This window comes from Pseudomonas sp. LP_7_YM (assembly GCF_004364435.1).
GTDB lineage: Bacteria > Pseudomonadota > Gammaproteobacteria > Pseudomonadales > Pseudomonadaceae > Aquipseudomonas.
Genome location: NZ_SOCT01000003.1, coordinates 16213 through 42781, shown reverse-complemented (window position 1 = coordinate 42781; position 26569 = coordinate 16213). Strand labels below are relative to the sequence as shown.

The 26569-nt window shown below is 55.1% G+C and carries 28 protein-coding genes, 2 tRNA genes and 2 pseudogenes; 17 read left to right on the top strand and 15 right to left on the bottom strand.

Going from position 1 to position 26569, the window contains the following annotated elements; translation table 11 throughout:
* From uvrC to EC915_RS09160, 3 genes are all read left to right on the top strand, one after another.
* On the top strand, positions 1 to 1824 hold the full coding sequence (gene uvrC, locus EC915_RS09170) for an excinuclease ABC subunit UvrC (protein WP_133750222.1): 1824 nt from the start codon (positions 1 to 3) through the stop codon (positions 1822 to 1824).
* Positions 1825 to 1856: 32 nt separating this feature from the next.
* Entirely contained in the window at positions 1857 to 2417 is a 561-nt protein-coding gene (pgsA, locus tag EC915_RS09165) for a CDP-diacylglycerol--glycerol-3-phosphate 3-phosphatidyltransferase (protein WP_133750221.1), read from the top strand.
* Between the two features lie 61 nt (positions 2418 to 2478).
* A tRNA-Gly gene (locus EC915_RS09160) sits at positions 2479 to 2554 on the top strand.
* Positions 2555 to 3028: 474 nt separating this feature from the next.
* Here the strand turns inward: EC915_RS09160 and EC915_RS09155 are convergent.
* Entirely contained in the window at positions 3029 to 3952 is a 924-nt protein-coding gene (locus EC915_RS09155) for a dihydrodipicolinate synthase family protein (RefSeq protein WP_133750220.1), read from the bottom strand.
* A 174-nt stretch (positions 3953 to 4126) separates the two neighbouring features.
* Here EC915_RS09155 and EC915_RS09150 point away from each other — a divergent pair, with 174 nt between their 5' ends.
* From EC915_RS09150 to EC915_RS09140, 3 genes are all read left to right on the top strand, one after another.
* Positions 4127 to 5080, top strand: a complete 954-nt coding sequence (locus tag EC915_RS09150) for a GntR family transcriptional regulator (RefSeq protein ID WP_133750219.1) — start codon at positions 4127 to 4129, stop codon at positions 5078 to 5080.
* Positions 5081 to 5120: 40 nt separating this feature from the next.
* Entirely contained in the window at positions 5121 to 5906 is a 786-nt protein-coding gene (locus EC915_RS09145) for an SDR family oxidoreductase (protein ID WP_133750218.1), read from the top strand.
* Between the two features lie 108 nt (positions 5907 to 6014).
* Positions 6015 to 7220, top strand: a complete 1206-nt coding sequence (locus EC915_RS09140) for a pyridoxal phosphate-dependent aminotransferase (protein WP_133750217.1) — start codon at positions 6015 to 6017, stop codon at positions 7218 to 7220.
* A 52-nt stretch (positions 7221 to 7272) separates the two neighbouring features.
* Here the strand turns inward: EC915_RS09140 and EC915_RS09135 are convergent, their stop codons facing one another.
* From EC915_RS09135 to EC915_RS09105, 7 genes are all read right to left on the bottom strand, one after another.
* Entirely contained in the window at positions 7273 to 8448 is a 1176-nt protein-coding gene (locus EC915_RS09135) for a Xaa-Pro peptidase family protein (RefSeq protein WP_133750216.1), read from the bottom strand.
* A complete protein-coding gene (locus EC915_RS09130) occupies positions 8448 to 9545 on the bottom strand; it encodes a mandelate racemase/muconate lactonizing enzyme family protein (RefSeq protein ID WP_133750215.1) in 1098 nt (365 codons plus the stop codon). Before EC915_RS09130 ends, EC915_RS09135 begins: the two co-directional genes overlap by 1 nt.
* Entirely contained in the window at positions 9542 to 10711 is a 1170-nt protein-coding gene (locus EC915_RS09125) for a M20 family metallopeptidase (protein ID WP_133750214.1), read from the bottom strand. The genes EC915_RS09130 and EC915_RS09125 overlap by 4 nt, the downstream gene beginning before the upstream one ends.
* Before the next feature lie 10 nt (positions 10712 to 10721).
* Positions 10722 to 11486 (bottom strand): amino acid ABC transporter ATP-binding protein, encoded by a 765-nt coding sequence (locus EC915_RS09120; RefSeq protein WP_133750213.1) that lies wholly within the window; start codon positions 11484 to 11486, stop codon positions 10722 to 10724.
* A 12-nt stretch (positions 11487 to 11498) separates the two neighbouring features.
* Positions 11499 to 12224, bottom strand: a complete 726-nt coding sequence (locus tag EC915_RS09115; RefSeq protein WP_133750212.1) for an amino acid ABC transporter permease — start codon at positions 12222 to 12224, stop codon at positions 11499 to 11501.
* 67 nt (positions 12225 to 12291) lie between these two features.
* Positions 12292 to 13116: an ABC transporter substrate-binding protein gene (locus EC915_RS09110; protein ID WP_133750211.1), complete on the bottom strand. Its 825-nt coding sequence runs from the start codon at positions 13114 to 13116 to the stop codon at positions 12292 to 12294.
* 217 nt (positions 13117 to 13333) lie between these two features.
* A complete protein-coding gene (locus EC915_RS09105; RefSeq protein WP_133750210.1) occupies positions 13334 to 14566 on the bottom strand; it encodes a gamma-glutamyl-gamma-aminobutyrate hydrolase family protein in 1233 nt (410 codons plus the stop codon).
* Positions 14567 to 14679: 113 nt separating this feature from the next.
* Here EC915_RS09105 and EC915_RS09100 point away from each other — a divergent pair, with 113 nt between their 5' ends.
* Positions 14680 to 15537: a LysR substrate-binding domain-containing protein gene (locus tag EC915_RS09100; RefSeq protein ID WP_133750209.1), complete on the top strand. Its 858-nt coding sequence runs from the start codon at positions 14680 to 14682 to the stop codon at positions 15535 to 15537.
* A 316-nt stretch (positions 15538 to 15853) separates the two neighbouring features.
* Positions 15854 to 15927, top strand: a tRNA-Cys gene (locus tag EC915_RS09095).
* A 99-nt stretch (positions 15928 to 16026) separates the two neighbouring features.
* Here the strand turns inward: EC915_RS09095 and EC915_RS09090 are convergent.
* Positions 16027 to 16611 (bottom strand): annotated as a pseudogene (locus tag EC915_RS09090) (integrase); the annotation flags it as partial.
* A gap of 121 nt (positions 16612 to 16732) precedes the next feature.
* On the opposite strand from EC915_RS09090, the gene EC915_RS09085 reads away from it, so the two are divergent.
* Genes EC915_RS09085 through EC915_RS09075 form a run of 3 tightly spaced genes read left to right on the top strand, consistent with a single transcriptional unit; the run spans position 16733 to position 18582 of the window.
* The gene (locus EC915_RS09085) at positions 16733 to 17221 is read left to right on the top strand and encodes a type VI secretion system tube protein Hcp (RefSeq protein WP_133750208.1); all 489 of its coding nucleotides are present in this window, start codon (positions 16733 to 16735) and stop codon (positions 17219 to 17221) included.
* 9 nt (positions 17222 to 17230) lie between these two features.
* Positions 17231 to 18208 (top strand): hypothetical protein, encoded by a 978-nt coding sequence (locus tag EC915_RS09080; RefSeq protein WP_133750207.1) that lies wholly within the window; start codon positions 17231 to 17233, stop codon positions 18206 to 18208.
* Positions 18205 to 18582, top strand: coding sequence for a hypothetical protein (locus tag EC915_RS09075; RefSeq protein WP_133750206.1), 378 nt, complete (start codon positions 18205 to 18207; stop codon positions 18580 to 18582). Before EC915_RS09080 ends, EC915_RS09075 begins: the two co-directional genes overlap by 4 nt.
* A gap of 210 nt (positions 18583 to 18792) precedes the next feature.
* On the opposite strand, the gene EC915_RS09070 is transcribed toward EC915_RS09075, so the two are convergent.
* Positions 18793 to 19002, bottom strand: coding sequence for a hypothetical protein (locus tag EC915_RS09070; protein WP_133750205.1), 210 nt, complete (start codon positions 19000 to 19002; stop codon positions 18793 to 18795).
* Between the two features lie 356 nt (positions 19003 to 19358).
* Between EC915_RS09070 and EC915_RS09065 the strand changes: the two genes are divergently transcribed.
* The 3 genes from EC915_RS09065 (at position 19359) to EC915_RS09055 (ending at position 20230) form a co-directional block, all read left to right on the top strand.
* Positions 19359 to 19550: a hypothetical protein gene (locus tag EC915_RS09065; RefSeq protein WP_133750204.1), complete on the top strand. Its 192-nt coding sequence runs from the start codon at positions 19359 to 19361 to the stop codon at positions 19548 to 19550.
* 124 nt (positions 19551 to 19674) lie between these two features.
* Complete coding sequence (locus tag EC915_RS09060; RefSeq protein ID WP_133750203.1) at positions 19675 to 19875, top strand: hypothetical protein; 201 nt, start codon at positions 19675 to 19677, stop codon at positions 19873 to 19875.
* A gap of 40 nt (positions 19876 to 19915) precedes the next feature.
* Entirely contained in the window at positions 19916 to 20230 is a 315-nt protein-coding gene (locus tag EC915_RS09055) for an XRE family transcriptional regulator (protein ID WP_133750202.1), read from the top strand.
* Positions 20231 to 20413: 183 nt separating this feature from the next.
* Here EC915_RS09055 and EC915_RS09050 read toward each other — a convergent pair whose 3' ends face one another.
* Positions 20414 to 21127 carry an SOS response-associated peptidase family protein gene (locus tag EC915_RS09050; RefSeq protein WP_133750201.1) on the bottom strand — a complete coding sequence of 238 codons (714 nt, stop codon included), beginning with the start codon at positions 21125 to 21127 and terminating at the stop codon, positions 20414 to 20416.
* Positions 21128 to 21226: 99 nt separating this feature from the next.
* Between EC915_RS09050 and EC915_RS09045 the strand changes: the two genes are divergently transcribed.
* The 3 genes and pseudogenes from EC915_RS09045 to EC915_RS25205 all read left to right on the top strand — a co-directional run bounded on the left by EC915_RS09045 (position 21227) and on the right by EC915_RS25205 (position 23041).
* Positions 21227 to 21658, top strand: a complete 432-nt coding sequence (locus EC915_RS09045) for a LexA family transcriptional regulator (protein WP_133750200.1) — start codon at positions 21227 to 21229, stop codon at positions 21656 to 21658.
* Positions 21659 to 22420: 762 nt separating this feature from the next.
* Positions 22421 to 22792, top strand: a pseudogene (locus EC915_RS25210) (autoinducer binding domain-containing protein); the annotation flags it as partial.
* Positions 22775 to 23041, top strand: a complete 267-nt coding sequence (locus tag EC915_RS25205) for a LuxR C-terminal-related transcriptional regulator (protein ID WP_256658707.1) — start codon at positions 22775 to 22777, stop codon at positions 23039 to 23041. The pseudogene EC915_RS25210 and the gene EC915_RS25205, both read left to right, overlap by 18 nt.
* Before the next feature lie 78 nt (positions 23042 to 23119).
* On the opposite strand, the gene EC915_RS09035 is transcribed toward EC915_RS25205, so the two are convergent.
* From EC915_RS09035 to EC915_RS09020, 4 genes are read right to left on the bottom strand one after another with little or no spacing between them, the layout of a single operon-like run.
* Positions 23120 to 23644 carry a GNAT family N-acetyltransferase gene (locus tag EC915_RS09035; protein WP_166650957.1) on the bottom strand — a complete coding sequence of 175 codons (525 nt, stop codon included), beginning with the start codon at positions 23642 to 23644 and terminating at the stop codon, positions 23120 to 23122.
* Positions 23637 to 24494 (bottom strand): diaminopimelate epimerase, encoded by an 858-nt coding sequence (gene dapF / locus EC915_RS09030; protein WP_133750198.1) that lies wholly within the window; start codon positions 24492 to 24494, stop codon positions 23637 to 23639. The genes EC915_RS09035 and dapF overlap by 8 nt, the downstream gene beginning before the upstream one ends.
* Before the next feature lie 2 nt (positions 24495 to 24496).
* A complete protein-coding gene (gene argC, locus EC915_RS09025) occupies positions 24497 to 25456 on the bottom strand; it encodes an N-acetyl-gamma-glutamyl-phosphate reductase (protein ID WP_133750197.1) in 960 nt (319 codons plus the stop codon).
* Positions 25457 to 25475: 19 nt separating this feature from the next.
* A complete protein-coding gene (locus EC915_RS09020) occupies positions 25476 to 26555 on the bottom strand; it encodes a pyridoxal phosphate-dependent aminotransferase (RefSeq protein WP_133750196.1) in 1080 nt (359 codons plus the stop codon).
* Positions 26556 to 26569: the final 14 nt, after the last annotated feature.

Here is a 26569-nt window from a genome sequence, read left to right as displayed (position 1 = left end):
ATGACCCAACTGTTTGATCCAAGTGCCTTTCTTGCCACCTGCAGTGGCCGCCCCGGTGTTTATCGCATGTTCGATACCGAGGGCCGGCTTCTTTATGTGGGCAAAGCCAAGAACCTGAAGAAACGTCTCGCCAGCTATTTCCGCAAGACCGGACATGCGCCGAAAACAGGCGCACTGGTAGCGCGTATTTCTCAGATCGAAACCACCATCACCGCCAATGAAACCGAAGCGCTGTTGTTGGAACAGACGTTGATCAAAGAGTCACGTCCGCCCTATAACATCCTGCTGCGTGACGACAAATCGTACCCTTATGTGCATTTGTCCAATGGCGAATTTCCACGCCTGAGCATCCACCGTGGCGCGAAAAAGGCCAAGGGACGTTACTTCGGCCCCTACCCGAGTGCGGGGGCGATACGAGAAAGCCTAAGCATTCTGCAAAAGACCTTTCACGTCCGGCAGTGCGAAGACAGTTTCTACAAGAATCGGACGCGCCCATGCCTGCAATATCAGATAAAGCGCTGCAAGGCCCCATGCGTAAATTTCGTCGAGCCGCAGGTGTATGCCGAGGACGTGCGTCACTCGGTGATGTTCCTTGAGGGACGTAGCAATGCTCTGACTGACGAGTTGAACATGCTCATGGAGAAAGCAGCCATGGCGCTCAATTTCGAACGGGCTGCCGAATTGCGGGACCAGATCGGCCTGCTGCGCCGTGTTCAGGATCAACAGAGCATGGAAAGCGGCAGTGGCGACGTCGACGTGGTCGCCGCTTTTGTGAACCCGGGCGGTGCCTGTGTACATTTGATCAGCGTGCGTGGCGGCCGGGTGCTGGGCAGCAAGAACTTCTTCCCTCAAGTGGGTATAGAGGAAGAGGTCGGCGAGGTGATGTCAGCGTTCCTGGCGCAGTATTTCCTGGGCGGTGGTGAGCGCGAGCTGCCGAGCGAAGTCATCGTCAACGTCGTCAATGAAGATTTCCCCGCGCTGATCGAGGCCATTGACGCTTCCCGTGGCAAGGAAATGCTCATCAGTCATCGGGTGCGCGGAACCCGTGCGCGCTGGCAGCAGTTGGCCGTGACCAACGCCGAGCAGGCGCTCGCCGCGCGGCTTGCCAACCGACAGCACGTCGCGGCGCGCTTCGAGGCGCTGGCCGAGGTGCTCAAGCTGGATGAGCCACCGCAGCGGCTGGAGTGTTACGACATCAGTCATTCCAGTGGCGAAGCGACAGTAGCCTCCTGCGTGGTGTTCGGGCCGGAAGGGCCGATCAAGTCCGATTACCGCCGCTACAACATCGAAGGCGTGACTGCAGGCGATGACTATGCGGCAATGCATCAAGCGCTGACCCGACGTTTCAGCAAGATCAAGGACGGCGAAGGCAAGCTACCGGATATCCTGCTGGTCGACGGCGGCAAGGGGCAGCTGAACATGGCGCGTGACGTCATGAACGAACTGGCCGTGCCGGACCTGATCCTGCTGGGCGTCGCCAAGGGCACTACGCGAAAGGCCGGTTTCGAAACGCTATACCTCAATGACGCCGCCCATGAGTTCACGCTGCGGGGCGACTCTCCGGCGCTGCACTTGATTCAGCAGATTCGCGATGAAGCTCACCGTTTTGCAATCACCGGACACCGTGCGCGCCGCGGCAAGACAAGGCGTACTTCGACGCTGGAAGGCGTGGCGGGCGTGGGCCCGACGCGACGCCGGGACCTGCTCAAGCACTTCGGTGGCCTGCAGGAATTGTCCCGCGCAAGCATCGAAGAAATCGCCAAAGCACCCGGAATCAGTAAAAAGCTCGCAGAGTCGATTTATGCGAGCCTGCACAGCGAGTAGAATGCCTGTTCACCTCGTAGCCAGTTGTGCCGATGAATATCCCTAATTTGATCACCGTATTACGTGTCCTGCTGATTCCGATCTTCATTCTGCTGTTTTATTTGCCTTATCACTGGAGCTACATGGCCGCCAGTTCTGTGTTCGCCCTTGCGGCGGCCACTGACTGGCTGGATGGATACCTGGCGCGTCGACTGGAGCAGAGCACACCCTTTGGCGCGTTTCTCGATCCGGTTGCCGACAAGCTGATGGTCGCCGTCGCCTTGGTATTGCTGGTGCAGGGGCACGCTAATTTCTGGCTGACCTTGCCAGCTGCGGTCATCATCGGTCGAGAGATCGTGATCTCTGCACTGCGCGAATGGATGGCCGAGTTGGGTGCGCGTGCGCAAGTGGCAGTCTCCAATCTGGGCAAATGGAAGACAGCCGCGCAAATGCTCGCGCTGGTGATTCTACTGGCGAACCCGCCTGCCTTCACCTTCTGGGTCGTGCTGGGGTATGTGCTGCTGATGATAGCGGCGGGGCTGACGCTATGGTCGATGGTGCAATACCTAAGAGCGGCCTGGCCGCACCTGCGCACCACTACAGAGGAAAAATAAGTTTCTTTAAATCAAGGGGTTGACGCGGTCACTCGAATCTATAGAATGGCGCCCACACAATGCGGGAATAGCTCAGTTGGTAGAGCACGACCTTGCCAAGGTCGGGGTCGCGAGTTCGAGTCTCGTTTCCCGCTCCAGATAGTGTTTTGCGGTCTTTTATCCAGGTCTGCAAAACTGAAAAGAAGAGGCTTCGGCCTCTTTTTTCGTTCCAGTAAGTGCCCATCCCAAGCACCCTCATTCCCGGTTTTCTACGGTATCCATCGGATGCTGAGTAGATTATTTGGTGGGATTCGCTCTTCGGAAAGCGAAAAATCTCCTCCACTAGGTGCTTCGACCCTGCGATCGCGCTGATACATCGCCTTGATGATTACAGCATCACGTCACACTCTGTTCGTGCACCGCCTACGTATTCAGAACAAAGTGCGCGCCTTATCATCGTGAACTTCCGGCTATTCAGGGAAGGGTTCCTGGGTGAATGGCGGGTGGGAGATGCAGGCGGCGCAAGTAGACCCCGCCACCTGTGATAGATCCATCACCTTTTCAGTTGCACTTTGCGGTCTGAATCAGCTCCCGAAGATGAGCCATCACCTTCGGTAGCTGCCGGTCAGACCTTATTTCGGCAATACGATTGCCGAACGCGGATCGCTGGCCAGGGTGCGCAGAGCCAGCGCTACTTCTTCAAGCGCCGCGCCTTGCAGGTCCAGCAACGGGTGGCGAACCGACCCACCCTTGAATCCGCGCAGGTTCATGATCGCTTTGGTGGTTTGAGGCTGACCGTGTTTGCGTGCCAGCTCGCGTAACGGGAACCAGAGGCGATGTAATTCGGTGGCTTTTGTGGCATCGCCTGCCTGCAACGCTCGGAACGTCGCCAGGATCAGTTCCGGCAAGGCACCACTGTTGGTCGAGCTGATGCCGTCGAAGCCAGCCATCATGGGGCCGCTGAAGACCAGGTCCGAGGCACAGAACAGGCGAACCTTGCCGCTCAGTTTATTGGCGATGCGGTCGATCACCGTAGGCGTTAGATCCCCTTGTTTCAAGCCCACCACACCCTCGATTCTGGCCAGTTGCTCAATGACCGACACCGAAAGGGTGATACCAATCCCGGGGGCGTTGTAGATCAGGATGCCGGTCCTGGACAGCGGTGCCATGTCTTTGAAGAAGCTGACAATCTGATCGTCCGTAATCTCCGATACAAAGGGAGGAGTGACCATCGGCAGACCACCAAGCTCGCCCGCCAGCTGTGTCAATTCGCGCACGACACGGCTGTCTGAACCCGCGGTGCAGAGCATTACCGGCACGCGGTCGCCCACGATCGCCATCACCTTGCGAAACAGTTCGGCGCGCTCTTCACAGGTCATGACCGGAAACTCGCCGTACGTCCCGCCGATCAGCAAGCCGTCATAACCCAGCTCGATGACGCGCTCGATATTTTCGGCCATCGCCGCGTAATCGAAATCGCCATTTGCAGTGAAGGGGGTGACGGTGATGTTAAAGATCCCGTGAAGGCGTTCGCGACATTCTTGAATGGTTTGCATGCGTGGATCCTTTGGAGGCTGGACATCGGGGTGAGCAGATATTGTATTATCTGTGCCCATATGTACAATAACTTTCTGCCGACGATGACGCTCGGTCGTTCATTTGCTTCTGAGCAGACCTGTGGGCGTCCTTGGTAGGATGTGCGCACTCTTTATTGTCGAGGTTCACCTTCCATGGCGTCGTTACCGGGCCAGAACAGCCGTCGTCTGGCTAACCAGATTCTTGATTTCGTGCGTAAGGCGCGCTTCGAGCCTGGCCATCATTTGCGCGAGCAACAGATTGCCGATTTGCTCGGCGTTTCCCGCACGCCTACCCGTAACGCCTTGAAGCTTCTGGTCGAGGAGGGCATCGTCGAAACTCGCCGGCATCAGGGGTTTTTCCTGCTCAAGGCGTTCGATGCGCTGCAGCGAGTGGAGTTGAGTGTGTCCTCCAGCGTCGAGGATTCACTCTATGAACGTCTGGTCAATGATCGGCTTAGCGGCGCGATCGCTCATTCGGTAACGCAGACGGAAATCGCCACACGCTACGACGTCGACCGGGTCACGCTAATGAAAACCCTGACGCGCATGGCGGAAGACGGGTTGCTGATTCGTAACAAAGGCCACGGCTGGAGCTTTTTGCCAACACTGGATGAAGCGGCATTACGCAGCGGCTACCAGTTCCGGCTGATGGTGGAGCCGGCGAACTTCCTGCAACCGCAGTTCAGGCCGGATGCCGCAGCGCTGGAGCGTTCGCGATTGCAGCATTTGTATCTGGCCAGTCATTCGGACTCCGCGGCAGTCAGCAATGCCCAGTTATTCGAAACCGATGCGCGGTTTCACGAAATGTTCGCCGAGTTCGGCGGCAACACCTTTGTGATTCAAGCCATTCAGCAACAGAACCGGCTGCGCAAGTTGCTCGAGTTTGCAGGCTATGCCAACCGGCGCCGAGTGCGCGACTGGTGCGCCGAGCATCTGGCAATTATCGATGCAGTCGCCAGCGGTCGCTACGCGGATGCCAGCGAGCTGATGCGCAAACACCTGACCCACGCTGACACTGCGGCGCAACCCGGCAAAAAGCCGACGCGCAAAGCCTCGGCCAACCTCCGCCCACCCCGTCAGGTGGCGGATGTCCCCATTTACGGCTAGCGCCTGCCAGGCGCTGGTCCTTACGTTGAGAGAGGGTTTCATGGAATTAGGTTTGCGAGGTAAACGTGCGCTGGTGCTTGGCTCAAGCCGTGGTCTGGGCCTGGCGATTGCGCAGGGTCTTACCGCAGAGGGGGTTGCCGTTACGTTGTGTGGCCGCCGTGATGACGTGCTGGCCGAAGAGGCGCGCAAACTGAGCGATTCAGGTGCCCAGGCGGACTATCTGGTGCTGGACCTGGCCGATCCCGAACAGCGTCGTGGCGCTTTGGATCGACTGTTAGCCAACGGGCGCGGTTACGACATTCTGATCAATAACGGTGGCGGTCCTGCACCGGGTGCAGTGTGCGCCGTTGAAACCCGCCAGTGGCAGGCGGCGTTCGACAGCATGGTCTGCGCACTGTTTGAAGTCACTGCCAGCGTCCTGCCTGGCATGCGCGAAAGGGGATGGGGGCGCATCATCAATGTCGTGTCTTCCGGGGTGGTGCAACCGATTCCCAACCTGGGCATTTCCAACACCTTGCGCGCCAGCATTATCGGGTGGTCTAAAACCCTGGCCAATGAAGTGGCCGCCGAGGGAGTCACCGTCAACTCGGTCATTCCCGGACGCATCGCTACCGCCCGCGTCAGCGAGCTGGACCAGGCGGCTGCCAAGCGCGCCGGCTCCACCACCGAGGCCATCGCCACGGCCTCGCGCAGCACCATCGCGGTCGGCCGCTATGGCGAGCCGTCCGAGTTTGCCGATGCGGTTATCTTCCTGGCCAGCGCCCGAGCGAGCTACATCACCGGCACCTCCTTGCGGGTCGATGGCGGCCTGATTCGCAGCATTTAAACCCTCTTGGATCGTGATTCATCCTCTGCTGACCGTGCAGCCGAGCTTTCCTTATGTCACCTGTTGTTTTAAATGTAGCAATAGGTGCAAATATCAAAGGTGACTGAAATGTTCCAAGCGGTTCTGGCGCAGCGAATGCGCCGCGTACGTCCTTCTCCAACAGCAGAAATCTCCGACAAGGTGCGCGCTTTAACGGCGGCGGGCCAGTCGGTGATCAATTTGGGCGAGGGGGAACTGGATTTCCCCACACCCGCGCACATCGCTCAGGCAGGAATCGATGCGATCAATGCCGGTGAAACCAAATACACGGCTGTCCCTGGTAGCGCGCGCCTGAAGCAGTCGATCATCGACAAGTTCAGTCGCGAGAACGGGCTGATCTATAACGCTGGCGAAGTGATTGCTGGAGCAGGCGCCAAACAACTGATCTTTAACGCACTGATGGCAACCCTGAATGCTGGCGACGAGGTCATTGTCCCAGCGCCTTACTGGGTATCCTACCCCGACATGGTTTCATTGGCCGAAGGCGAGACCCGAATCGTCCAGTGCCACGAATCCGATGGCTGGAAGTTACAGCCCCAGGCCCTTGAGGCCGCTATCACGCCGCGCACCCGCTGGGTGTTGCTTAATTCACCCAACAACCCGACCGGTGCGGTATATAGCGAAGATGAAATCAAGGCGCTGACCGATGTGTTGCTACGGCACGAACACGTCCTGGTTCTGGCCGACGACATCTACGAACACACCCGTTACGGTCGGGCATTTTTCACGCCCGCGCAGGTTGAGCCGCTGCTGCGGCCACGCACGCTGACCGTTAACGGCCTTTCCAAAGCGTTTTCGATGACGGGCTGGCGCATTGGCTATGCCGGTGGCCCGAAATGGCTGATCGATGCGCTGCAGGTCTTGCAGTCACAAAGCACTTCCAACCCTAGTTCGATCTCTCAGGCCGCTGCGATTGCCGCGCTTGATGGTGGTACGGCGTTTATCGAGGACTGGATCGGTCGGCTTGCCGAGAGGCGTGACCAGGTACTGGACAGTATCGGGCGGATTGCAGGGCTGGAATGTGCCATGCCGGAAGGGGCGTTCTATTTGTTCGTGAATTGTCAGGGCATGTACGGCAAGCAGAGGCCAGACGGCAAACTCATTGCCGATGACTTTGACTTCGCCAGTTATTTGCTGGACGCGGCGAAAGTCGGGACTGTGCATGGCTCGGCATTCGGTGCGCCGGGTTATTTGCGCATTGCCTATGCGGTGGATGACCAAGTGCTGGGTGATGCCTGTCAGCGGCTTGAGCAAGCCTGTGCGCAGTTGAAGTGAGCATTTGACAGTCCGGTGGTTATCCAGCCACCGGACTGTCGATAGGGGATGATCAGATTTGCCGCAATGGTCGCTCAAGGCTGCCCAGCACGCGATAGCCGGTTTCGGTAATGACCACCGTCTCGCTCACGCCCACGGTGAATTCGCCGTAGATACGCAGGGCGGGCGGAATGTGAAAGCTCATGCCGGGCTCAAGCTCGGTCTTCACGCCGCTGTACAGGCTTAGAATCGACCCTTCGCCCCAATCGGGCGCAAATGAAATACCCACCGAATAACCCGTACGCTTCTTGAAGGCGTCGGTGAATCCGGCGCGGTCGATGACTGCCTGGCAGGCGATGTGTGAAGCCTCGCAAGGCTCGCCGGGGCGCAGCGCGTCCAGCGCCGCTTGCAGCGCTTGCTGGCACACTTTTTCCATTTCAATGGCAATGGCGGGCGGCTTGCCGAGCCAGGCGCAGCGCATCAACGCGGCATGATAGCGGTCATGGCTGGCCGCCATTTCGAGAAAGGCCGGCTCTCCCGCTTGCAGAACGCGCCGACGCCAGGTGCCATGCGGGATGCCGGTGCGCGGGCCGCTCGACACCAACGGTTCCATGCCCATGTATTCGGAGCCAGCGGCAATCGAGGCCTGCAGCATCGCAGCCACCAGGTCGTTTTCACTGGCGCCGACTTTCACTGCGTCCATGCCTGCGCGCATGCCGGCATCGACATAACGCGCAGCAAATTCGAGTTTTTCCACTTCGGCCGGGGATTTCACCGCACGCAGTTTTTCAATCACCCCGGCGGCGTCATGCACAGTGCCCAGCTTGCCTTGCAGAGCCTCATAGACCGCGATAGGCAGGAACCATCCTCGCTTGTCGATGGCAATACGGCGGTTACTCCAGCCTTTTTGTTCGATGGCCGCAACCAGAAAGCTCACAGGGTCATCGCCGTCCAGATACACCGAGGCGTCACTGATAAAGGTGTTGGCGATGAAATTGAAATATTCGAGCTGGCGGATCACGAACATCGGCTCGCCGTCGACTGGCAACACGAGTGCCTGAAAGGTGTAGTAGCCCGGTGTCTGTTGGCCGGTGAGATAGAAGATATTCTCCGGCCCGGTCACGATCATCACGTCGATGCCCGCCTGGACCAGATTGGTTTTGGCGTGGCGAACGCGCTCGGCATATTCGCTGGCAGCGAAAGCCGATTCGCTGCCTTGACGTACGTTGCTGGGGGGCGCTTGGTTCATCAGAAACTCCGAATCAGTTCAGTTTTTTCGAGGTTGAGGGTGATGCCCAATCCGGGTGCCGGGGGCAATCGGGCGTCACCGTCGAGATAGAGCAGGGGGCCTGCCGGGTCGTCGCACAGGCCATCGGCGCCATACAGTTCGGCGAAACTCGGCGTGCTTGCGCAGGCCACGTGCAGGGCTGCCGCAGTGGCTGCGGCGCCTTCATTCATTTGTCCGATCATGTACGGGACCGAGGCACTGGCCAGTCGTCGGGCGGCCGAAAGGCAGGGGGCGATACCGCCGATTTTTACCAGTTTGAGGTGCGCCCACAGCTTGCCGCCCAGCGCGCACAGGCGGTCCACGTCCTCACCGCTCGACAGGCTTTCATCGATCATCAACGGCAGCGGGCTGTGCTGCGCAAGCTGCTCCAGTGCATCCCAGTCCCCTGCGGCAATCGGTTGTTCGACATAGACCAGGTTGAACCGGGACAGCGCTTCGAGGTGTTTCAGCGCGTGCTGCAGTGGCCACTGACCGTTGACATCGACGGCTATTTTCACTTCGTCGCCAAAACGGTCTCGCAGGGCTTGCAGGCGCACAAGGTCCTCCTCGAAGGTCCCCACGGCAATGCGCACCTTCAGGTCGTGAAAGCCTCGTTTTACATAGGCATCCGCCTGCGCGAGGAAAACATCGAACGGCGACCAGAAAAGCGTCTGGTTGCTGGCGTAACGAATGTCCGAGACAGGGGCGCCCAGCCACTGCGCCAGCGGCACGCCCGCGCGGCGAGCGAGCAAGTCATGAAGCGCACAATCGATCAGGTTGCGCACCGGCATGCTCAGGCTGGCTGCCCACTCCGGCATCTGGCTCAGCAAATGAGAGGGGTCGCTGCTCCATGGCAGCACGGCGAGCGCTTGTAACGCCTGAGCGACCACCTGCTCAGCAGCGTACCCGTTGAGATAGGCGATGTTGATCCGCACTTCTCCGACGGCCTGATGCTGGCCGTCGTCCAGGCACAAATACAACGCTTGCAGTTCGCCGACACTGCCGGACGCCGCGGTATGCAAATGCACGCCATTGCCGTAGTGCAAATCGGCCCGACGCAGGAAGGCTTTGAGTGTCATGCCGATTCCAGCGGCAGCATCCGCAGGGCGATGTCCCGATAGATCAAGGCGGCTGCGATGAATTCATCGATCGGTACGAATTCATCAGGCTTGTGCGCCACGGCCAGGGTTCCCGGGCCAATGACAGTCCCGGTGGTTCCCAGGCTGCGGAAATGCACCAGGTCGCACCCACCCTGGAAACCGAACGGGCCGGCGTTGCCGTTGTTGTGCTCGCGGCAGGCCGCCAGGCTGGCCTGAACAATGGGCTCGGCCAATGCTGTTTCTGTGGCGCCACCGGTGGTGGGGATATATTTCAGGACCTCGGCACGGACGCCGAAACGCTCCTTGGCCAACGCCAGCAACTGATCGATTTCCGCTTTGACTTCCGCTTCGCTTTCGCCGGGCACCATGCGCCGGTCCAGCAACAGATCGCAGGCGCCGGGCAGCACGTTATCGGCGTGCCCACCATTGATGCGCGTGACGGTCAGGCTGGCTTCGCCCACCAGAGCATGGCAATGGCATTTCACCGAGTGTTCGTGATGTTGCTCGATCAGCTCCAATAACTGGGCGGCTCGGTAAATGGCGTTCTCTCCCAAATGGGGCGTGCCGGAATGTGCGGTGACGCCATGAACGCGGACCAGCGGGCGCAGGCTGCCCTTGTGCGCGGTGAACGCGGCGTTGGAGGTGGGCTCGCCAATCACGGCGAAGTCGATGTGCGGCGGCTGATGGGCGACATAATGCTTGGCGCCTTCGCTGGCGATTTCCTCATCGGCGGTGAACACGGCCATCAGCGTGCCGGACCACTGCTTGCGGCAGGCGATCAGCATGCGCGTGGCCTCGATCATGGCGACCATCGGCCCTTTGGCATCACAACTGCCGCGACCATGCAACTTGCCATCGGCCTCGTGCAGCACAAACGGGTCAGTACGCCAGCCTTCACCGGCCGGTACCGTGTCGATGTGGGTATTAAAAGCGAAGGTTGGGCCAGGGCCATTGGCGTAAGTCGCGATGACGTTGACGCGGCCCGGTTTGTATTCCGACAACGACAGGTCAAAGCCTTCCGCCTCCAGCAGCACCTGCAAATAGCGCGCTGCTTCGAGTTCGTGACCCGGCGGGTTCTCGGTATTGATCGCCACCAGCGCGGCGAGGTCGCGTTTCATGCGGGGGAAGTCGGGTTGCTGATTCATTGCTGTGCTCTCAGTGCAGGATCTGATCGAGAAAATGACGGGTACGCGGGTTGACCGCGCCGCCGAAAAAATCGTCTTTGCTGGTGTTTTCGATGATCTCGCCGCTTTCCATGAAGACGATGCGATCTGCCGCTCTGCGGGCGAACCCCATCTCATGGGTCACGACCAGGCTGGTCATGCCGTCGCTGGACAGTTCGGCCATGACATCGACGACCTCACGGATCATCTCCGGGTCCAGGGCCGAGGTCGGCTCGTCGTAGAGCATGACCTTGGGTTTCATGGCCAGTGAACGGGCGATGGCCACGCGTTGCTGCTGGCCGCCGGAAATCTCGTCCGGATAGGCGTCGGCCTTTTCCGGGATGCGCACCTTGCCCAATAACTCGATGGCAATGTCATGCGCATCGGTGCGGCTCATGCCGAGCACCTTCATCGGCGCGAGCATGATGTTTTCCACCACGGAGAGATGGGAGAAGAGTTCGAAATTCTGAAACACCATGCCGATATCGCGCCGCAGCAGATGCACGTTGCGTCGGTCGTAATCGATACGCCGGCCCTCGAAAAACAGGTCGCCGCCGTCGGCCGGTTCCAATTGATTGACGCAACGCAGCAGGGTGGACTTGCCCGATCCCGAAGGGCCGATGATCACCACGGTCTCACCGCTGTTGACGTTCAACGAACAGTTCTTGAGGACTTTGAAAGGGCCGTAGCTTTTGTCGATGCCGATGAGTTCCAGCAGTGGCTTGTCCTTGGCTGAAGCCCAGAGAGATTTTTGCATGATCGGTTTCTCCTAGCGGACGGTTGCGCTGCGCGATGTGCCCAGCATGCGTTCGGTCAGGCTGGTGCGTGGCCCTTTGCGGCGCTGTTTGGGATCAAGCCTGCGTTCGATCAACGCCTGTACGCCCATGAACAGCGTGGTCAGGGCCAGGTAATAGATGCCCGCCGCGGTGAGCGCTTCGAAATAACGGAAGTTCGAGCTGGCGGTCTGGTTGGCCACCAGCATCAACTCCTCAACGGCAACCACCGAGACCAGCGCGCTGAGCTTGAGCATGCCGACCATCTGGTTGCCGATGGGTGGCAGGATCATTCGGGCCGCCTGCGGGATGACCACGTGGCGCATCACGGCGAAGGGTTTCATGCCCAGCGCCAAGGCCGCGGTACGCTGGCCTTTTTTCACGGCCTGAAGGCCCGAACGAATGATTTCAGCCATGTAGGCACCCTCGTTCAGCGACAGCGCCAATATCGCGCTGACCATTGCCGACAGACGAATGCCGAAGGTGGGCAAAACGTTGTAAATGAAGATGATCTGAAACAGCACCGGTGTGCCTCTGAACAGCCACAGGTAAACCCATGCCAGGGTCCGGCCCAGCCGGGTATTGCTGTCCTGAAGCAAGGCGACTATCACGCCGACAGCGACGCCGAACACCAGCGAGTAGAGCGTGATCAGCAAGGTGGTCAAGGCCCCGTGAAAGAACGCCGGGGATATCAGGTATTGCAGGACCAGTTCAAATGACATGATGCCTCCTCAATGAACTCAGCCTTGCGCCGAGTACGTTCGGCGCCTGGGCTTGGGGTGATTGGCGTCAGTCGAACAGCGACACGGTCTCGGGAAACTTCCATTTTTCGATGATCTGTTTGTAGGTGCCGTCCGCGACCATCGCTTTGAGCGCGACTTGCAAGGCGGCGCTCATGGCGGTATCGCCCTTGGTCACGGCCATGCCGATGCGTGTGTCCGATTCGAACTCCGGACCTACGGTTTTGTAGACGTCAGTCACTTCGCGCAATAACTGCACAACGCCTGGCGTCGATTCGAAAATGGCGTCGGCACGTCCCTGGCGCAGGCTCAACGCGGTCGCCTGAGCGGTCGGCAGGGTTTGCACGTTTACCGCCTCCAAACCGGCGCTGCGACAGCGCTGGTCGTCCTGACGCGCGTAGGTTTCCTCAATGCCGCCCAACGTCACCGCGAGTGTTTTGCCGCACAATGACTTGTCCCGACCCGTGACCTGTGCCGGGTTGTCCTGCGTGACAACGACCTGATTGCCGATGCGCAGGTAAGGCACAAAATCGACCTGCGCAGCCCGCGCTTCATTCATGTACATGGCCGAATTGATCAGGTCCAGGCGCTTGCCCTGCAGGCCTGGAATCAGCCCCTGAAACTCCATGTTCATGGCCTTGGGCTTGAGGGCGAGCTTTTTGCCAATGGCCTCGACCAGATCGATGTCGAAGCCGGTCAGCTTGCCATCGGCCTGGAATTCGAAGGGCGCAAAGGTCGCCGCGGTGCCGTAGGTGAGCTGGCCGGGTGTAACCAACGGCAGCGCGGCGTCGGTTGCTGCATTGACCCAGGGTGCTGCCAACAGCGCGGATACCAGCGTGAGGGAGCGCAAGCTAGGGCGCAGTGATGTCGTCATGTCAATCTCCAAGACTGTAAATTCATTGCACTACTTGTATCAATTAGTGCAAATAAACCAAAAGTTGTAATGAGCCTTTCGAGGGCGTACCGCTCTGAAATGGTGCAGCGGGTTTGACTTTCGGCGTATTAAGCAGGAGGGGTGAAGCCCAGGTGGGCTCCAAGGTTACGGAGCAATATGCGTTCCATCTTTTTAATTATGTGTCACATGCAATGCGTCAGTGGTCATTCGGGGATGCGGCGCCAGCGTTTGCCGATGCCTGTGCAGCGAGCAAGAAGTCCTTGATCAGAGGATGCGGTGCCCCGGCCCTGGAGCCGAGTTCCGGGTGGCCCTGCATGCCTTGGTAAAAGGGGTGAGACGGCCAATCGATCATGTCGACAATTTGGCCACTGACGTCGGTGGCGGTGATCACCAAGCCTGCCGTCAACAGCGGCGGTATAAGTTCGGGATTAAGCATGAAGCGATGGTTGCAGCGTATTGTCAGATGATGTTGAAACCGGTATTCCAGTGCCGCGTCCCTGAATTGCAAACGTCGCTCGCCCAGGCGGTGAACCTCCAATTCAGCGATGCCAGCCATCGGTACAAAGCTTTTGATTGCTGCGTCCGGCGCCGCTTCCGCCATATTTGCCTGTTCAAACCCGGCAATGGTCTGCGCCAGGGCGGTGGTCATCGATTGCATGCCCAGGCACAGGCCCATGACGGGAATACCCGAGGCCAGCGCATGCCGCGCCGCACGTATCTGGCCCGGCACGTTAGTCATGTCGCAACCCCCTGGCAGAACGATGCCGTCAACCCAATCGAGCTGCGACACATCAAGCTGCGCAGGCGCGATGAAACGAATGTCCAGATTCACCTGCGCAGCGTCGGCGGCGTCGCCAAGGGCGGCCAGCGTGGCGGGGTACACGTCCCGCTGATCAGCCTCGCTCCCCAGCAGCGCGATGCACAGGCTTCTTGCGTAGGCATCGTGTGGTGTGTCGGATTCATGATTGACCCAGCGTCCGAATGCATCTTGGCGCCAGCGGCCATGCGCGGTCGGTATGCCGTCGTGGTCTTCCACATGCCAGGCGCCGTTCTGACTGAGAACCGTCAGATGGCGCGCCGATAACCCGGCAGCGTGGGCCTGCGCCAGCAGCGTCTCACGTAACACGTCGGATTGAAGTGTCGTGTCCCACGGCAAGACGACTGCATGCTGCCTGGCGGTGTCAATGACTGTCTTGATGTTGCTGACCGGCCGGATCTCGCGCCCGGTCATCCTTTCGTACCAAACGAAGCCACTGGCGACCAATGCCCCTTCCGCGGCGACCATTTGCACGCCGTCCATGCCTTGGCCAACATGAAAGTCAGCGGGAAAATGCATCAGCAATGCATCTTCGGCCTGCGCGACACAGGCCGCGAGTGCCCCGAACAGCGCTGGAGAGCAAGGTGAATGGCTGACCAGAGTGAGTGTCATTAAGGGGACTCCAATCGGATACGCGTGTTCGCAACATGGCTGTTAGATAAGACTGTCTGTTTCCTATCGACAGAGATAGCATGTTTTTCTTTTTTCAATCGAAAGTAATGCTTATGGATATTCGGTACCTGAACAGCTTGTTGGCGGTGATCGAATGCGGCTCCATTGCCGATGCTGCCCGCGTCGAAGGTATAACGGCGGCGGCTGTCAGTCAGCGCATTCAGGTGCTGGAACGCTTGTTTGGGTTTGCGCTGTTGTCCCGTGTGGGACATTCGGCCAAAGCCACCGAAGCCTGCCTGGCTCTGCTGCCGCGGGCACGCCACATCGTCAGGGAGGTCTCGTTACTGGCTGGCGACGCCGACTTGAGCGGATTGACCGGCTCGCTGCGCATTGGCGCGATTTCCACGATGTTGACCGGCCTTTTGCCCACGGCTTTGCTGGAGCTGAGTCGCCTGGCGCCCGGCATGAAAACCTCGATCCTGCCTGGCACCTCCCGTTCGTTATACCAAGCGCTGCAGAGTGGTGAGCTTGACGCGGCGGTCATTGTTGCTCCTCCCTTCGAGTTGCCAAAAATGTTCCGGATGGCACCACTGCACCTGGAAAAGCTGGTGCTGGCCTCTAAGGCGTTACCCACAAAAGGCATCGCCGAAGTCCTGCGATCGCATCCTTATATCTGCTATGAACCCAGCTCATGGGGCGGGCGGCACGCCGAGCGTTACCTCAGCGATACCGGCTTGGCATTGACGCCGCTGTTCAATCTGGACGGTCTTGAGGCCATTGCGATGCTGGTCGCCGATGGTGTCGGAGCGAGCCTGGTGCCACTGTGGTCGGGCCTGGAGCGACTGGCGCAGGATTTTAATATCACGCCGGTTGGGGAGGGGTATGATCGAGAAATTGTGCTGGTGACATTGGCGCACACCGACAGACCGCGAATGTTAGAGGCATTGCTCAAAGCGTTAGCCAAGCGCTAATCGGCTGGAATATTCACCGTCGGGAATATCGCCATAACCCAGCACAGCGAGAGTTCGGGCTTGATCAAAGGTGCGGCATCGCTGGTAACGGCAAGCGAGTACCGCGTTGACCGATCGTCATTCGGCAGGAAGCAGGCATATTTTTTCACCCGGCTGTTGACAGTCCTGCTGAACAAGTCCAGAATTGCGTCCATTCCTGACATAGGAAAGCGGAAAAACCTTTGTTAATCAAAAGGTTAGGGAGCTGATCACAGTTTCATTTCTTGCTTAAGTTTGTATGCGTCTAATGCTAGCTGTAGAGGCATTAGTCGTTTGGGGCCGAGTAGCAAAATGGTTATGCCGCGGATTGCAAATCCGCTTACGCCGGTTCGATTCCGACCTCGGCCTCCACATTTAAAGCCCGTAAGATCAACGTCTTACGGGCTTTTTTGTGGATGGCAATTAGTGAATTACTTCCGCTTGAATCCAAATCGCTTCCGTTTGGTGCCCCTATTTCGTCGGGCTGACGACTTCGCCGATGCGGCGGTAAACGTCTTTTGTGATCTTCTCTTTTGAATGCCCGAGCAGTCTGCTGGCGGGGCTGACATCCTCAATCTCCGATGCCGCTTTTGGCCGGATGTCCCGGAATTGAAACTCCCTGATCAAAGCTGCCAAGGCGGCGTCACCGGCCGCAATGGCTTGAGATGCTGCCTTGTCTCGGGCTTCAACCCAGCGGTTGTTCATCATTGCCATGCTCATCCGCAAGCCAGATGCATTCGTGATCAGCCGCGATCCGCGTATTCCGGCCAGGCGACGACGCTCGAGCAAGTCTTCAATAAAAATGCCCAGACCGGTCAGCTCGTCATTGATAGACAGACGAATTCGCAAGCGCTTGTCGGTTTTGCCTTGGGTTACAGAGAAAAATCCGGCTGCGATGTCCGTAGTTACAGCCTTGAGAGTATCGGCCGGGCGCTGCCCCGACAGATAAGCCAGGTCCATTGCATCCTTTAGTTCCTGGACCGCTTCGGTGTAAACCGCATTCCACACGGCGTCGTTAGCATAATAATCCCGGGGTTTTTCCTTGTTTCGACGTAGACCATCTTGATCACAAGATAACTATCTCTCTTGACGAATTGCCTGAGACTGTTTCGGAACCATTCTGAGAGAGTGTAGTCTTAAGGCCGGAATTTAATCAGTACGATACCAAGGAGGTCTCATGGCATTTGATGCTTTCGTAAAAATCGATGGTATTCCTGGCGAAGCGCTGGACGAAAAATACCGCGATTGGATAGAGATTACGGGTTACAGCTTCGGTACCCATCAAAGCACCTCTGCGACTGCAAGCTCTGCCGACGGCGCCTCATCTGGCAGAACTACCATGACGAACTTTACATTCACTAAGATCTTGGATAAATCCAGCTGCAAACTAATGGAGGCAAGTTGTGCTGGTGAGCATTTGAAAGAGGTTAGGCTTGTACTTTGCCGTGCGGGAACTGACAAGCTAAAGTATTTCGAAGTGGTGTTAGAAGAAGTAATCATCGCTGATTACACGCAAAACGCTGGTTCGGGTATTCCGCTAGAAATAGTCCAGCTGGATTATGGTCGTATTAAAACGACATATACGCAGCAAAAGCGTAGTGACGGTGCCTCCGGGGGGAATGTAGCCGGTGGGTGGGATCGTATCGGCAATAAAAAATATTCGTGAGAGGTTGATATGAGTGAACCTCTTTCATTTATAAATGCGAAAACCCAGTCGTTCGAGTCTTTAAAGCGGAGTCTTAATTTAACTGGTACCTCGAAAAGTAAGTTTGATGCGCTTAATAACCACATTGTTAATACGGTGGTCATGGGAGGGGAGTTGGTGATTATAGGTGATGTGTCGACTTCATCTAGCACTAGCGCGGAGGCCTATCTCATGAATCTCGCTAGCCAGATACATGCGGGCCTTCTTTCTAATAATGTGGATGCCGACGATTTCTTTCTAGAAAACTTTGAGTTTTTCCAAGATTTTCTTACTCACGGCTCTCAAGGGATAGGGGCTTTTAGTGATGGCTGGAGCAAGCATATGGAGAATATAAAAACCTCCCTCTTGGATATCGAAAGTCTGCATCAAAAGTATCTTAGGTCTGGCTCAATTGTAGATCATGATAAGTTCTATTTCGAGCGAGCGATGTTGTTCAGCAGGCTTGAAGGCCATTTGGATAGGCTTGCCGCTTACGGCTCTGGCTTGCGAAAGAAGGGAGAAATTAAAAGATTATTGGAAATCTCTACCAAAAGCTATTTGAAAACTGGGGAAATCGCAGGCTACGCAGAAAAAGTAAGCAAAGTTGCTAAGGCCGCTAACCTCATCAAAAAAGGGACTTATGTTGGCACTGCTTTGGACGTCGCTGCCACCGCAATTAAAATTAAAAAAGCATGTTCTGAAGGCCGAGAAGAGCAGTGTACAAGGGCTAAATATGTAGAGACCTCATCTTTTGCCGTGGGCTTGGGTGGTGGGGTGGTGGGAGGAGCTATGGGCGGTGCTGGCGCAACCTTTGGCTGCGTGGTCGTTTTAGGCATGTCCAGTGGTGGAATCGGAGCCTTGGCATGCGGTGTGGTAGGGGGATTTGCAGGTGGCTTGGCAGGAGGAGAGGTTGGCGGAGATGCAGGAGAAAAAATCGGCGATTATCTTTATGGGAAATCTTTGCAATGACCACGATTCCCATAGGACTTCTCGCCGCTCTAATTTGCTTACCTATGATATTTTTCGATCTATGGCTAATCTATGCTATTCACGTTTATACGGAAAAAGCCGAAAGCATGATGCCAACAAGTAGCTTTGTGCAGGCTAATCGGCAAGCCTACTCTCAAGCAGGCTTGATTGGGAAAGCCATTAGGAATGGTTTTCTGACAGGGGTTCTTCTCATGCCTAACCTTTCTAACAAAAGGGGGATAGTTAATCTTTCTGAGGTTCGAAGCTTTCCCGCGGGGCTAAAACATCTCCTGTTTATAACGTGGGGGCTTTGCGCGTTTTTTTTTACCGCATTAATGGCGTTAGGTCTTTACATGAAATACATCGAAATATGAGGCCCATGTCCGGTATGCGCGGCATTTGCAGCTGGCTCTTGATCGAGCCAGCATGCAGTTTTGGAAGATCAACGATTAAACGAACATTCTCCAACATGTCGTGAGCTGGCGCAGTTAAAAGATCAGAAATTAGTTCCCAATTTGGTTTTATATTTCTGCAAGGCGCAAGCACCGAGTTCGTTACCTGAACGGCGTCACGAACGTCTATGTCTACCTCAACTGATCACTAATCGCTTGCAGCAATTCTGGTATGAACGACAGATAAGCCCCGTCTCGCGCACGAATCCAACACAGGATCTTCTCCGGCGTGAAGACTCCCGCATCGGCAGGTACGTCCATAAGCTGGGGATCCCCGTTACCGTTGAACGTCACCAGCCAGCGTTTATCCCTGAGCAACAACGTCGCCAATCGCATTGTCATCCTGCTTTCAGTGGCGCCATCCATCGTTGGTAGGGTACCTCCTGCGTCCACTGAAAGTGTGGTTGAAGCTTTGCGGCCACCCGAGGACTTGATTGCTGGGGAAGCAAAAGGCTGCACCCCGCTTGGTAGCCGAGGTACGCATCTTCGACATGACCGCGGAGCGGCGCCACCCTGAAGTATCAGCGGGGAATTTGCCCAGCGCTCTGTCAGCAGAATCAGACGAGTTCGTCAGAGAATTCCTTGCTGAATGAGTAGCGCAAAACGATCAATTCAGCTTGCTTGTTTGTACCTAAAGGGTACAATTCAGGTATGGGCAGCGCAGTAAGGGCGACCCGATGACCCGAAAGGATGAAGATATGTTGAGAGACGATCGTGAGCACTTGGAGCTGGAAAAGCTTTCCGTAGAGATCCACAAGCTCATGGCTGAAAGTCGGAAGCTCGCGGCCGAGGAAGCCAAGATCAAGCGCGAGGCCATGTTCTACCCATTCGCTGTAGGGGCAGGGTTGATTACAGCGTTAGTGGCTTTGATCACGCTGTTGCGTAAATGAAAAACGCGGCCCCGGATAGCCGGGGCCTACAACGGAGCAACTTGAGTTGTCGCCCCTACCGGGTCTAAAGTATGCACAAAGGTGCAAATGTGATCCGCGCTTTTCCCTTTAGAGGATGCCTGATATGTCCACCCCTCGCACCAAACCCAATACTGGCCGGACCGAACGGTTCGCTCAGCTGCATGCCGACGTCGCTGCCTTTAACGAGGAAATGCATCAACATTCAGTACGGCCTGCTGACCCTCGTAAAGCTTGGCTGCCGTTTGGCCTGGGCGCCGCCGCTGCGCTGGCTGCGTTCGCGGTTGCTGCTCTGATTCAGCACTGATTTAGCTCCGAACAATCCCCCTGCCGGGGTATAGGCCCCCATGATTCGAATCAAGCACTATCAGCCGCCGAGCGCGGCTGAACTGGCACAACTGAAAGCGCGCCTGAAGTTGACCAGCCAGAAAATGGCTGACCTTGTGGGGCTGGCTGGCGGTGCTCAGTGGCGTAAATACACCGGCGGTGCAGAGCCTCGGACTATGGGTCAGCACATGCATTTCTACTTCGCTGCTCTTCTGACTCTTGAAGATGATCAGCTTGAGCAGGTGTATGCGTGTATGCGAGACCACGGCGCAGTGCTGGAGGAGGTCTCGGGCCTGCTCCCGTCGCCATTGGCTGCGTCGGAATCATCCCGCTAATCAAATGCCGTGGATCTAGTGTACCGGTGTGGCGCTCTGTACTGACCACTCCGCCCCTTACACAGTGATTCAATTCACTGGCCGTTCGCCGGTTTGTCGTTTCGCCAGCGCATTGTAGATAGTTGCATCACAGCCTAGGCACCTAAATGGCCATTGGGCCAAGTGTGTAGCGGCCACACTCTTTCACTGGTCATCGAACAGGTCCGAAGCCATCTCCGGCTCAATCAGTTCGGCACCTTGACTCCTCACATTACCCACCGCCTTGCCGACCCTAAACCATTCGAATTCGTCGGTCGGGCGACTGCCTGCCCTGGCAATTTCCTCCGCGCGGGCGGGCGACAGTCCCGGATCGACCCATTCCTTGGCCATCTCCGGAGACAGCACCAATGGCCGGCGGTCGTGGATATCCACCAGGCCGGAATCACTCGCTGCAGTGATGATCACAAAGCCTTCGCGCTCGTCAGTCTCTTGATCAGGGTGCACTTGCGCCAAGGCGGCAAAAAACATCGGACGTTGGCTTCTCAAACGGATGAAGTAGGGCTGTTTCTTTTTTGGATCCTTTGGATCCATCACCCACTCGAACCAGCCATTAGCAGGAGCCAGTGCTCGTCCGTTCGGCCAGAGCTCTTTGAAGAACTTGCCGGTCATCACCGTCTCAACCCTGGCATTAATCGGATCAGGCCGTTTCCCTTTAGCCCAGAAAGGCGACCAGCCCCAGCGTACTTTGTCGACGCTCAACCCTTCATTGACCGGTCGGATTATTTCGACGCGCGTGGTCGGTGCGACGTTGTACCGCTCAATGGCCCAGAGATCGTAGCCGTTGATGACCAACTGCTCTGGCGCGAGCTCCTTGAGGTAATGGTCCATCGGTTCGTAGATCGAGTAGCGTCCGCACATGGTGTCACTCGTCGAAATGTTCCATGTATGAGATTGACCGAGAGCAAGTCAGAACGTTAACTGTATATACATACAGTCACCCTCGGTAAGGTTCGCATCATGAGCATCAACATACTAGGCCCGTTATCTGCTACCCGTGAACGTCTCCCCCTGTACAGTTTCAAGGTACCAGCAGGCTTTCGTTCTCCTGCAGCGGACCATATCGAAAAGGACATCTCGCTCGACGAGCTATTCGACATTCGCGCTCCCCACGTCTACTTGGCGCAGATTGAAGGCGACAGTATGCAAGGGGCTGGGATCTTTTGCGGTGATCTGATAATCGTTGATCGCAGTATGGACGCGGTACACGGTGACATCGTTATCGCTGCTGTCAATTCAGAACCCATGTGTAAGCGCCTACACAAACGTGAGAACGCTGTGGTGCTGATGTCGGAAAACACCAAGTTCCCGCCGCGCTACGTAATGGAAGGCGACGAGGTTCTTGTCTGGGGCGTTGTAAGGTATAGCATCCGTGACCATTCCCACGCCTGAGCCCGTGTTCGCGCTGATCGACTGCAACAGTTCTGGACCCTAGCTAACCGTTAAATTCAATTTTAACAATGTAATTCAATGCCTTAGCCTTATGAATCTTTTTTGAATTTTTCGGGCGCATTCTACTGCCCCTCAAATGGAACAATTTGCGCGCCACCGCGCTCACCTTCCAGCAACCATTACCTCGTCGAGCACTCCCTCAGATGTGTTTGGGGCGCTGTGCGCTTGGTACAACTAGCCCAGCAGATTTTCCAGATGCCCGGTGTTCAGTTGGAGGGCTAGTCGATTTCTGCGCAGGCCAAGCGTCCTTGCAACCGACCGTCGGCGATGATTGTCTCCAGGTACCAAGGTAGCGTCGATGGCTTCATGTTCGATCAGCGCAGTCTACCCACACGCCGCGTAGCCGTTAGCGTTCATAACGTGGTAGCGACCCAGCTTGCGCCATTTCGCTGTTTGCCCGCTGTTAGGCTGAATTGAACAGCAACAGCAAGACCGAAGTCACATGATTCAGACCTTTCTTAAGTACGATCGTACTTAAAAGTAGCGATCGCACCAAAGTGGAGCGGCACTAAAACACCAAATAGCAAAAAACATACCTACCGAACTGATTTTTTAAATAAAAATTATTTCAGTATAATCCCGGCGCTTTTCTCAGCCAAAATAACAGGATGTTAGAATGTACGAGTGTAACGTTGAACTATTGGATTCCGTAAAAAACAAAAATATTGAATCAGCCTTTGAAATACTAAAAAAAAATCCCGCCTCTTAGGATTTGAATTCATTAGTTACCACTTCAGATACGCCCTCCCCATTACAGCTCCAAGGATGTTTTCAAAAAACAACTACGACCCTCAATGGAATGAAAACTACCAAATACATAACTTTGTAGAGTCGGATCCTACATTACAGCACGGCTTTAAAAGCAATGAACCAATGCTATGGTCGGAGGATACATTCAAAGACCACACTCTTCTTTACGGTGAAATGAAAAAATTCAATCTTAATTATGGCTGGCTTCAGTCATCCTGGTATAACTTCGCCGCAAAAGGAGTTATCACACTCAGCCGATCGACAGAAGCAATTACTTTGCAGGAGCTGGACGCCAAGGAGGCTAAAATGTCAAAACTCGTAAGACTTACCCATGCTTGCCTGTCCGAAATTATAACCCTCAGCCCACCGTACAATCCGCTTGAAAAACTCAGCACGAGGGAAGTGGAAATACTCAAATGGGTCGCTGATGGTAAAACCGGTGAAGTAATCGGGAAAGTTCTCGGCGTCACTGAGCGAACCGTAACGTATCATACGGTGAATATCATGCAAAAATTGAATGCCACAAATAAAACAGCCGCGGCCGTAAAAGCCGCGCTATTGGGAATAATCTAACATCAACCGGGGAGTATTGGTAACTCCCCTTCTGCTGCCATATCAAGCAATCAAGAAACTCGCATTCCACGCACTTTATCAATAGAGCTTTTTTCCGACCATCACTAGGTCAAAATCCTCTCCACGGACTCGTGCGACGCCTGGCATGAACCCCCAGCGAGTAAAACCCGAGTTCTCGAACAACCGCAAACTTTTATGATTATGGGCAAATACCGTGGTGGCTATCACTTCGATATCCAGCAAGGCTGCCGACTCCATGATTGATCGCAACAAAAATGATCCAACGCCTTGCGACTGATGAAGGGGATGAATATATAACCCTAAATCAGCGGTTCTAAAATAACCTGGACGCTCATTCATGAAGTACGAAAGTGATAAATAACCGATAACGCCTGTTTTCGGATCCCTAGGGTCTTCAGCTACCCAGATCGGGCGTCGGCTACCGGAGTGTTTTATAAACCAGGTTTTCCAGGCTTCAACACTCACCGGTTCGACGTCACATGTACTATTTCCCGCTTCAATAGCACAGTTGTAGATTTCAACAATGGCGGGTAGATCCGCCAGAGTAGCGGCGCGGCAAATATAGCTTGATGAATCATACATTTTGCATGCCCTTCTCGAAGTCATAGGAAAATATGCCAGAAAAGACATGCGTTACCGAACCGATCAGATTCAACGTGCTGTCCGGATCAATGAATACAGACATCTTCCCTCCTGGCATCACAACGGTCACATCTGCATCCACCAACCCCAGCGTATGACAAACGGCCGCTGCCGCACAGGCACTGCTGCCCGAGGCCAGCGTATATCCAGAACCCCGTTCCCATGTCTCGACTTCAATTCGTGAAGGACTCACGATGTTGACGAATTGTACATTGGTCTTGTCAGGGAAAATTGAATGCTGGGAAATCAATGGCCCAAGCAATTCCGCAGTGGCTCTATCCGCTGCTTGCCCAAGAACAACACAATGTGGATTACCAATATCAACACATGATATGGAAATATCCCGACCTGCGATGTGCAATGTCTCGTTCAAGACTGTTTTCTTCGCATCCATTATCACCGGCACTTTACTGCTCTCGAGGCAAAAAGAACCGAGGCTGACGAGAAACAGGTTATGTGCGGGTAATCGCTGCACAGCAATACTCTGCGCCAGACGACTCAACCAGATATCAAAACTGTCCGATTGGACATAATCATTATCAACAAGATATCGGGAGAACACCCGTAAGCCGTTCCCACTTTTCCCACAGGCCGAGCCGTCCGAATTATAGACTTCCAGACCCAACTTTCCATTATTCAAATGAGGGCCATACAAAACGCCATCCGCACCAATGCCGGTGCGCCGATTGCAGATTTTACGAACCAATTCAACATCGAAATCCATCGACATCTTATTGGGATCAAGAACGATATAATCATTGCCCTGTGCGGTGTATTTTACAAAATCCATTTTTATACTGCTCCTGCCGACTCAACCAACCCCAGGCGCTCCGGAAAACCCAGCATGATATTCATATTTTGTACAGCGGCGGTTGAAGCGCCCTTACCCAAGTTATCAAGTCTGGCAATCAAAAGTGCTCGCGAACCATCACTTCCCGAAGTATCCTTACACACATATAAATCAACTTTATTGGAACCTGAAATCACTTGAGCATCCAGCCTTGTTTCACTAACCGCAATACAGTCCTCCCTGGAAGCGACATTGACAAATTGTTCATTTTCATAACATTGTTCAAGGCATTCACGTATCTGTTCAGGGGTTACTCCCGTTGCCAAGAACAGCGGAATGTAAACCAGCATGCCACGATAGAAATTACCAACTGCTGGGGTAAAAATCGGTTCAATCTCAAGACCACTGTACAGTGTCATTTCCGGCAAATGTTTATGATTAAAATTCAAACCATACACATGGTGGGCAAAAGGCGGCGACTTACTTTCATATTCCTTAATCATTCCCGCGCCGCCACCTGAATAACCGGAGATCGCGTTAATTGACAACTTTGAGTGAGCCAGTACTTTGCCATTTAGTATTAAAGGCCTCAGTAACAATATGGCGCCTGTGGCAAAACAACCGGGATTTGTGACCTGGCGCGCATGTCTGATTTTTTCGCGTTGACCGAAGGATAACTCAGCGAGTCCATAAACCCATTGCTCGGCCGTCCGGTGAGCTGAACTCGCATCAATCAACCTGCAATCTATTGACTTCACGGCAGACACCACTTCTTTCGCTGCCAGATCCGGCAGACACAATATAGTGACGTCCGCGTCTGCGATCAGACGTTTCTTCTCATCAAGGTTCTTCTTGGCGTGCTCGTCTATGCTGATCAACGCGACTTCAGGATGTGCTTTCAAATGCTCCCGAATCTGTATTCCCGTCGTACCAAACTCACCATCAATAAATATTTTTTTCAAAACTCTGTCCTCGGAGCAATCAATACATCGACAAGGAATATTTGAACTCGGACTTTATCCTGCCAAGCCCTTCACGCAGTTCATCCACGGGTCTCGCAAAAGTAATACGCATCCCATGCCGCTGGCCAAACACTTCGGCGGGCATCGTCAACACCCTTGTGTGGTGGAGAACTCTTCGACAGAAATCCAACGAACTCTCCGAGGAAGTCAGGTGGACCCAACAAAAAGGAGTTCCCTCTGGCGCGACAATCTCAAGCATAGGAAAACAATCTCGCGACCATTGCTGAAACACCTCATAACCGTTTCGGCACAATTGCAAGTAATCTTTCAGCAGAGCGTCATAATTCAGCAGAATACGCTCTGCTATTTTTTCGCAAATCACCGAATTTGAAATTGTCGTGAAGTGCTTGTAATCCATTGCTTTCGCAACAATATCCTTCGGCCCACACATCCACCCCACCCGAATTCCTGGTACGCCGAAGATTTTCGATACGCCGGACACCGCGATCACGTTTTCGAAATCGAAATGGAACACGGATGCCTTCATGTCCGTGAGGTATTCTTCATCCGAAATGATGAATATATTCCTCTCTCGCGCTACTTCGACGATCCTCCTTAACTGATCTCGATCGATCGCTTTACCAGTCGGATTGCAAGGGTTATTCAAAATGATGGCTTTGGTATTCGCCCTTAACGCCCCCACAACTGACTCGGCTAACACTTTGAAATTTGCGTCATACTCAAGAACGCTTATCGAACAACCAATTTTCTCTGGAACTTTCCACGACTGTTGCCAGCCCGGCGAAAATGTAATGACATGATCACCCACGTTCAACAAAGTACGATACAATAGATAAAGCGCTTCCTGCGCACCGTGAGCGATGCCAACGTTACAGCGTTCGATGCCATAGAGCTTCGCAACAAGCATAGCCAAAGCACTGCTTCCCCGATCAGTTCCATAGTCCAATACCAAACCTTCAAGGTCTGCACTGAAGATCCCTGCTTTGATACACGGAGCATTACTGTCTCCCAGATCAATGTCGTATTTGCCATGAGCTTCTCTAAAAACCCATTCCTGCATACTGTAAGGCTGGCTCACTCACGTTCCCCTTT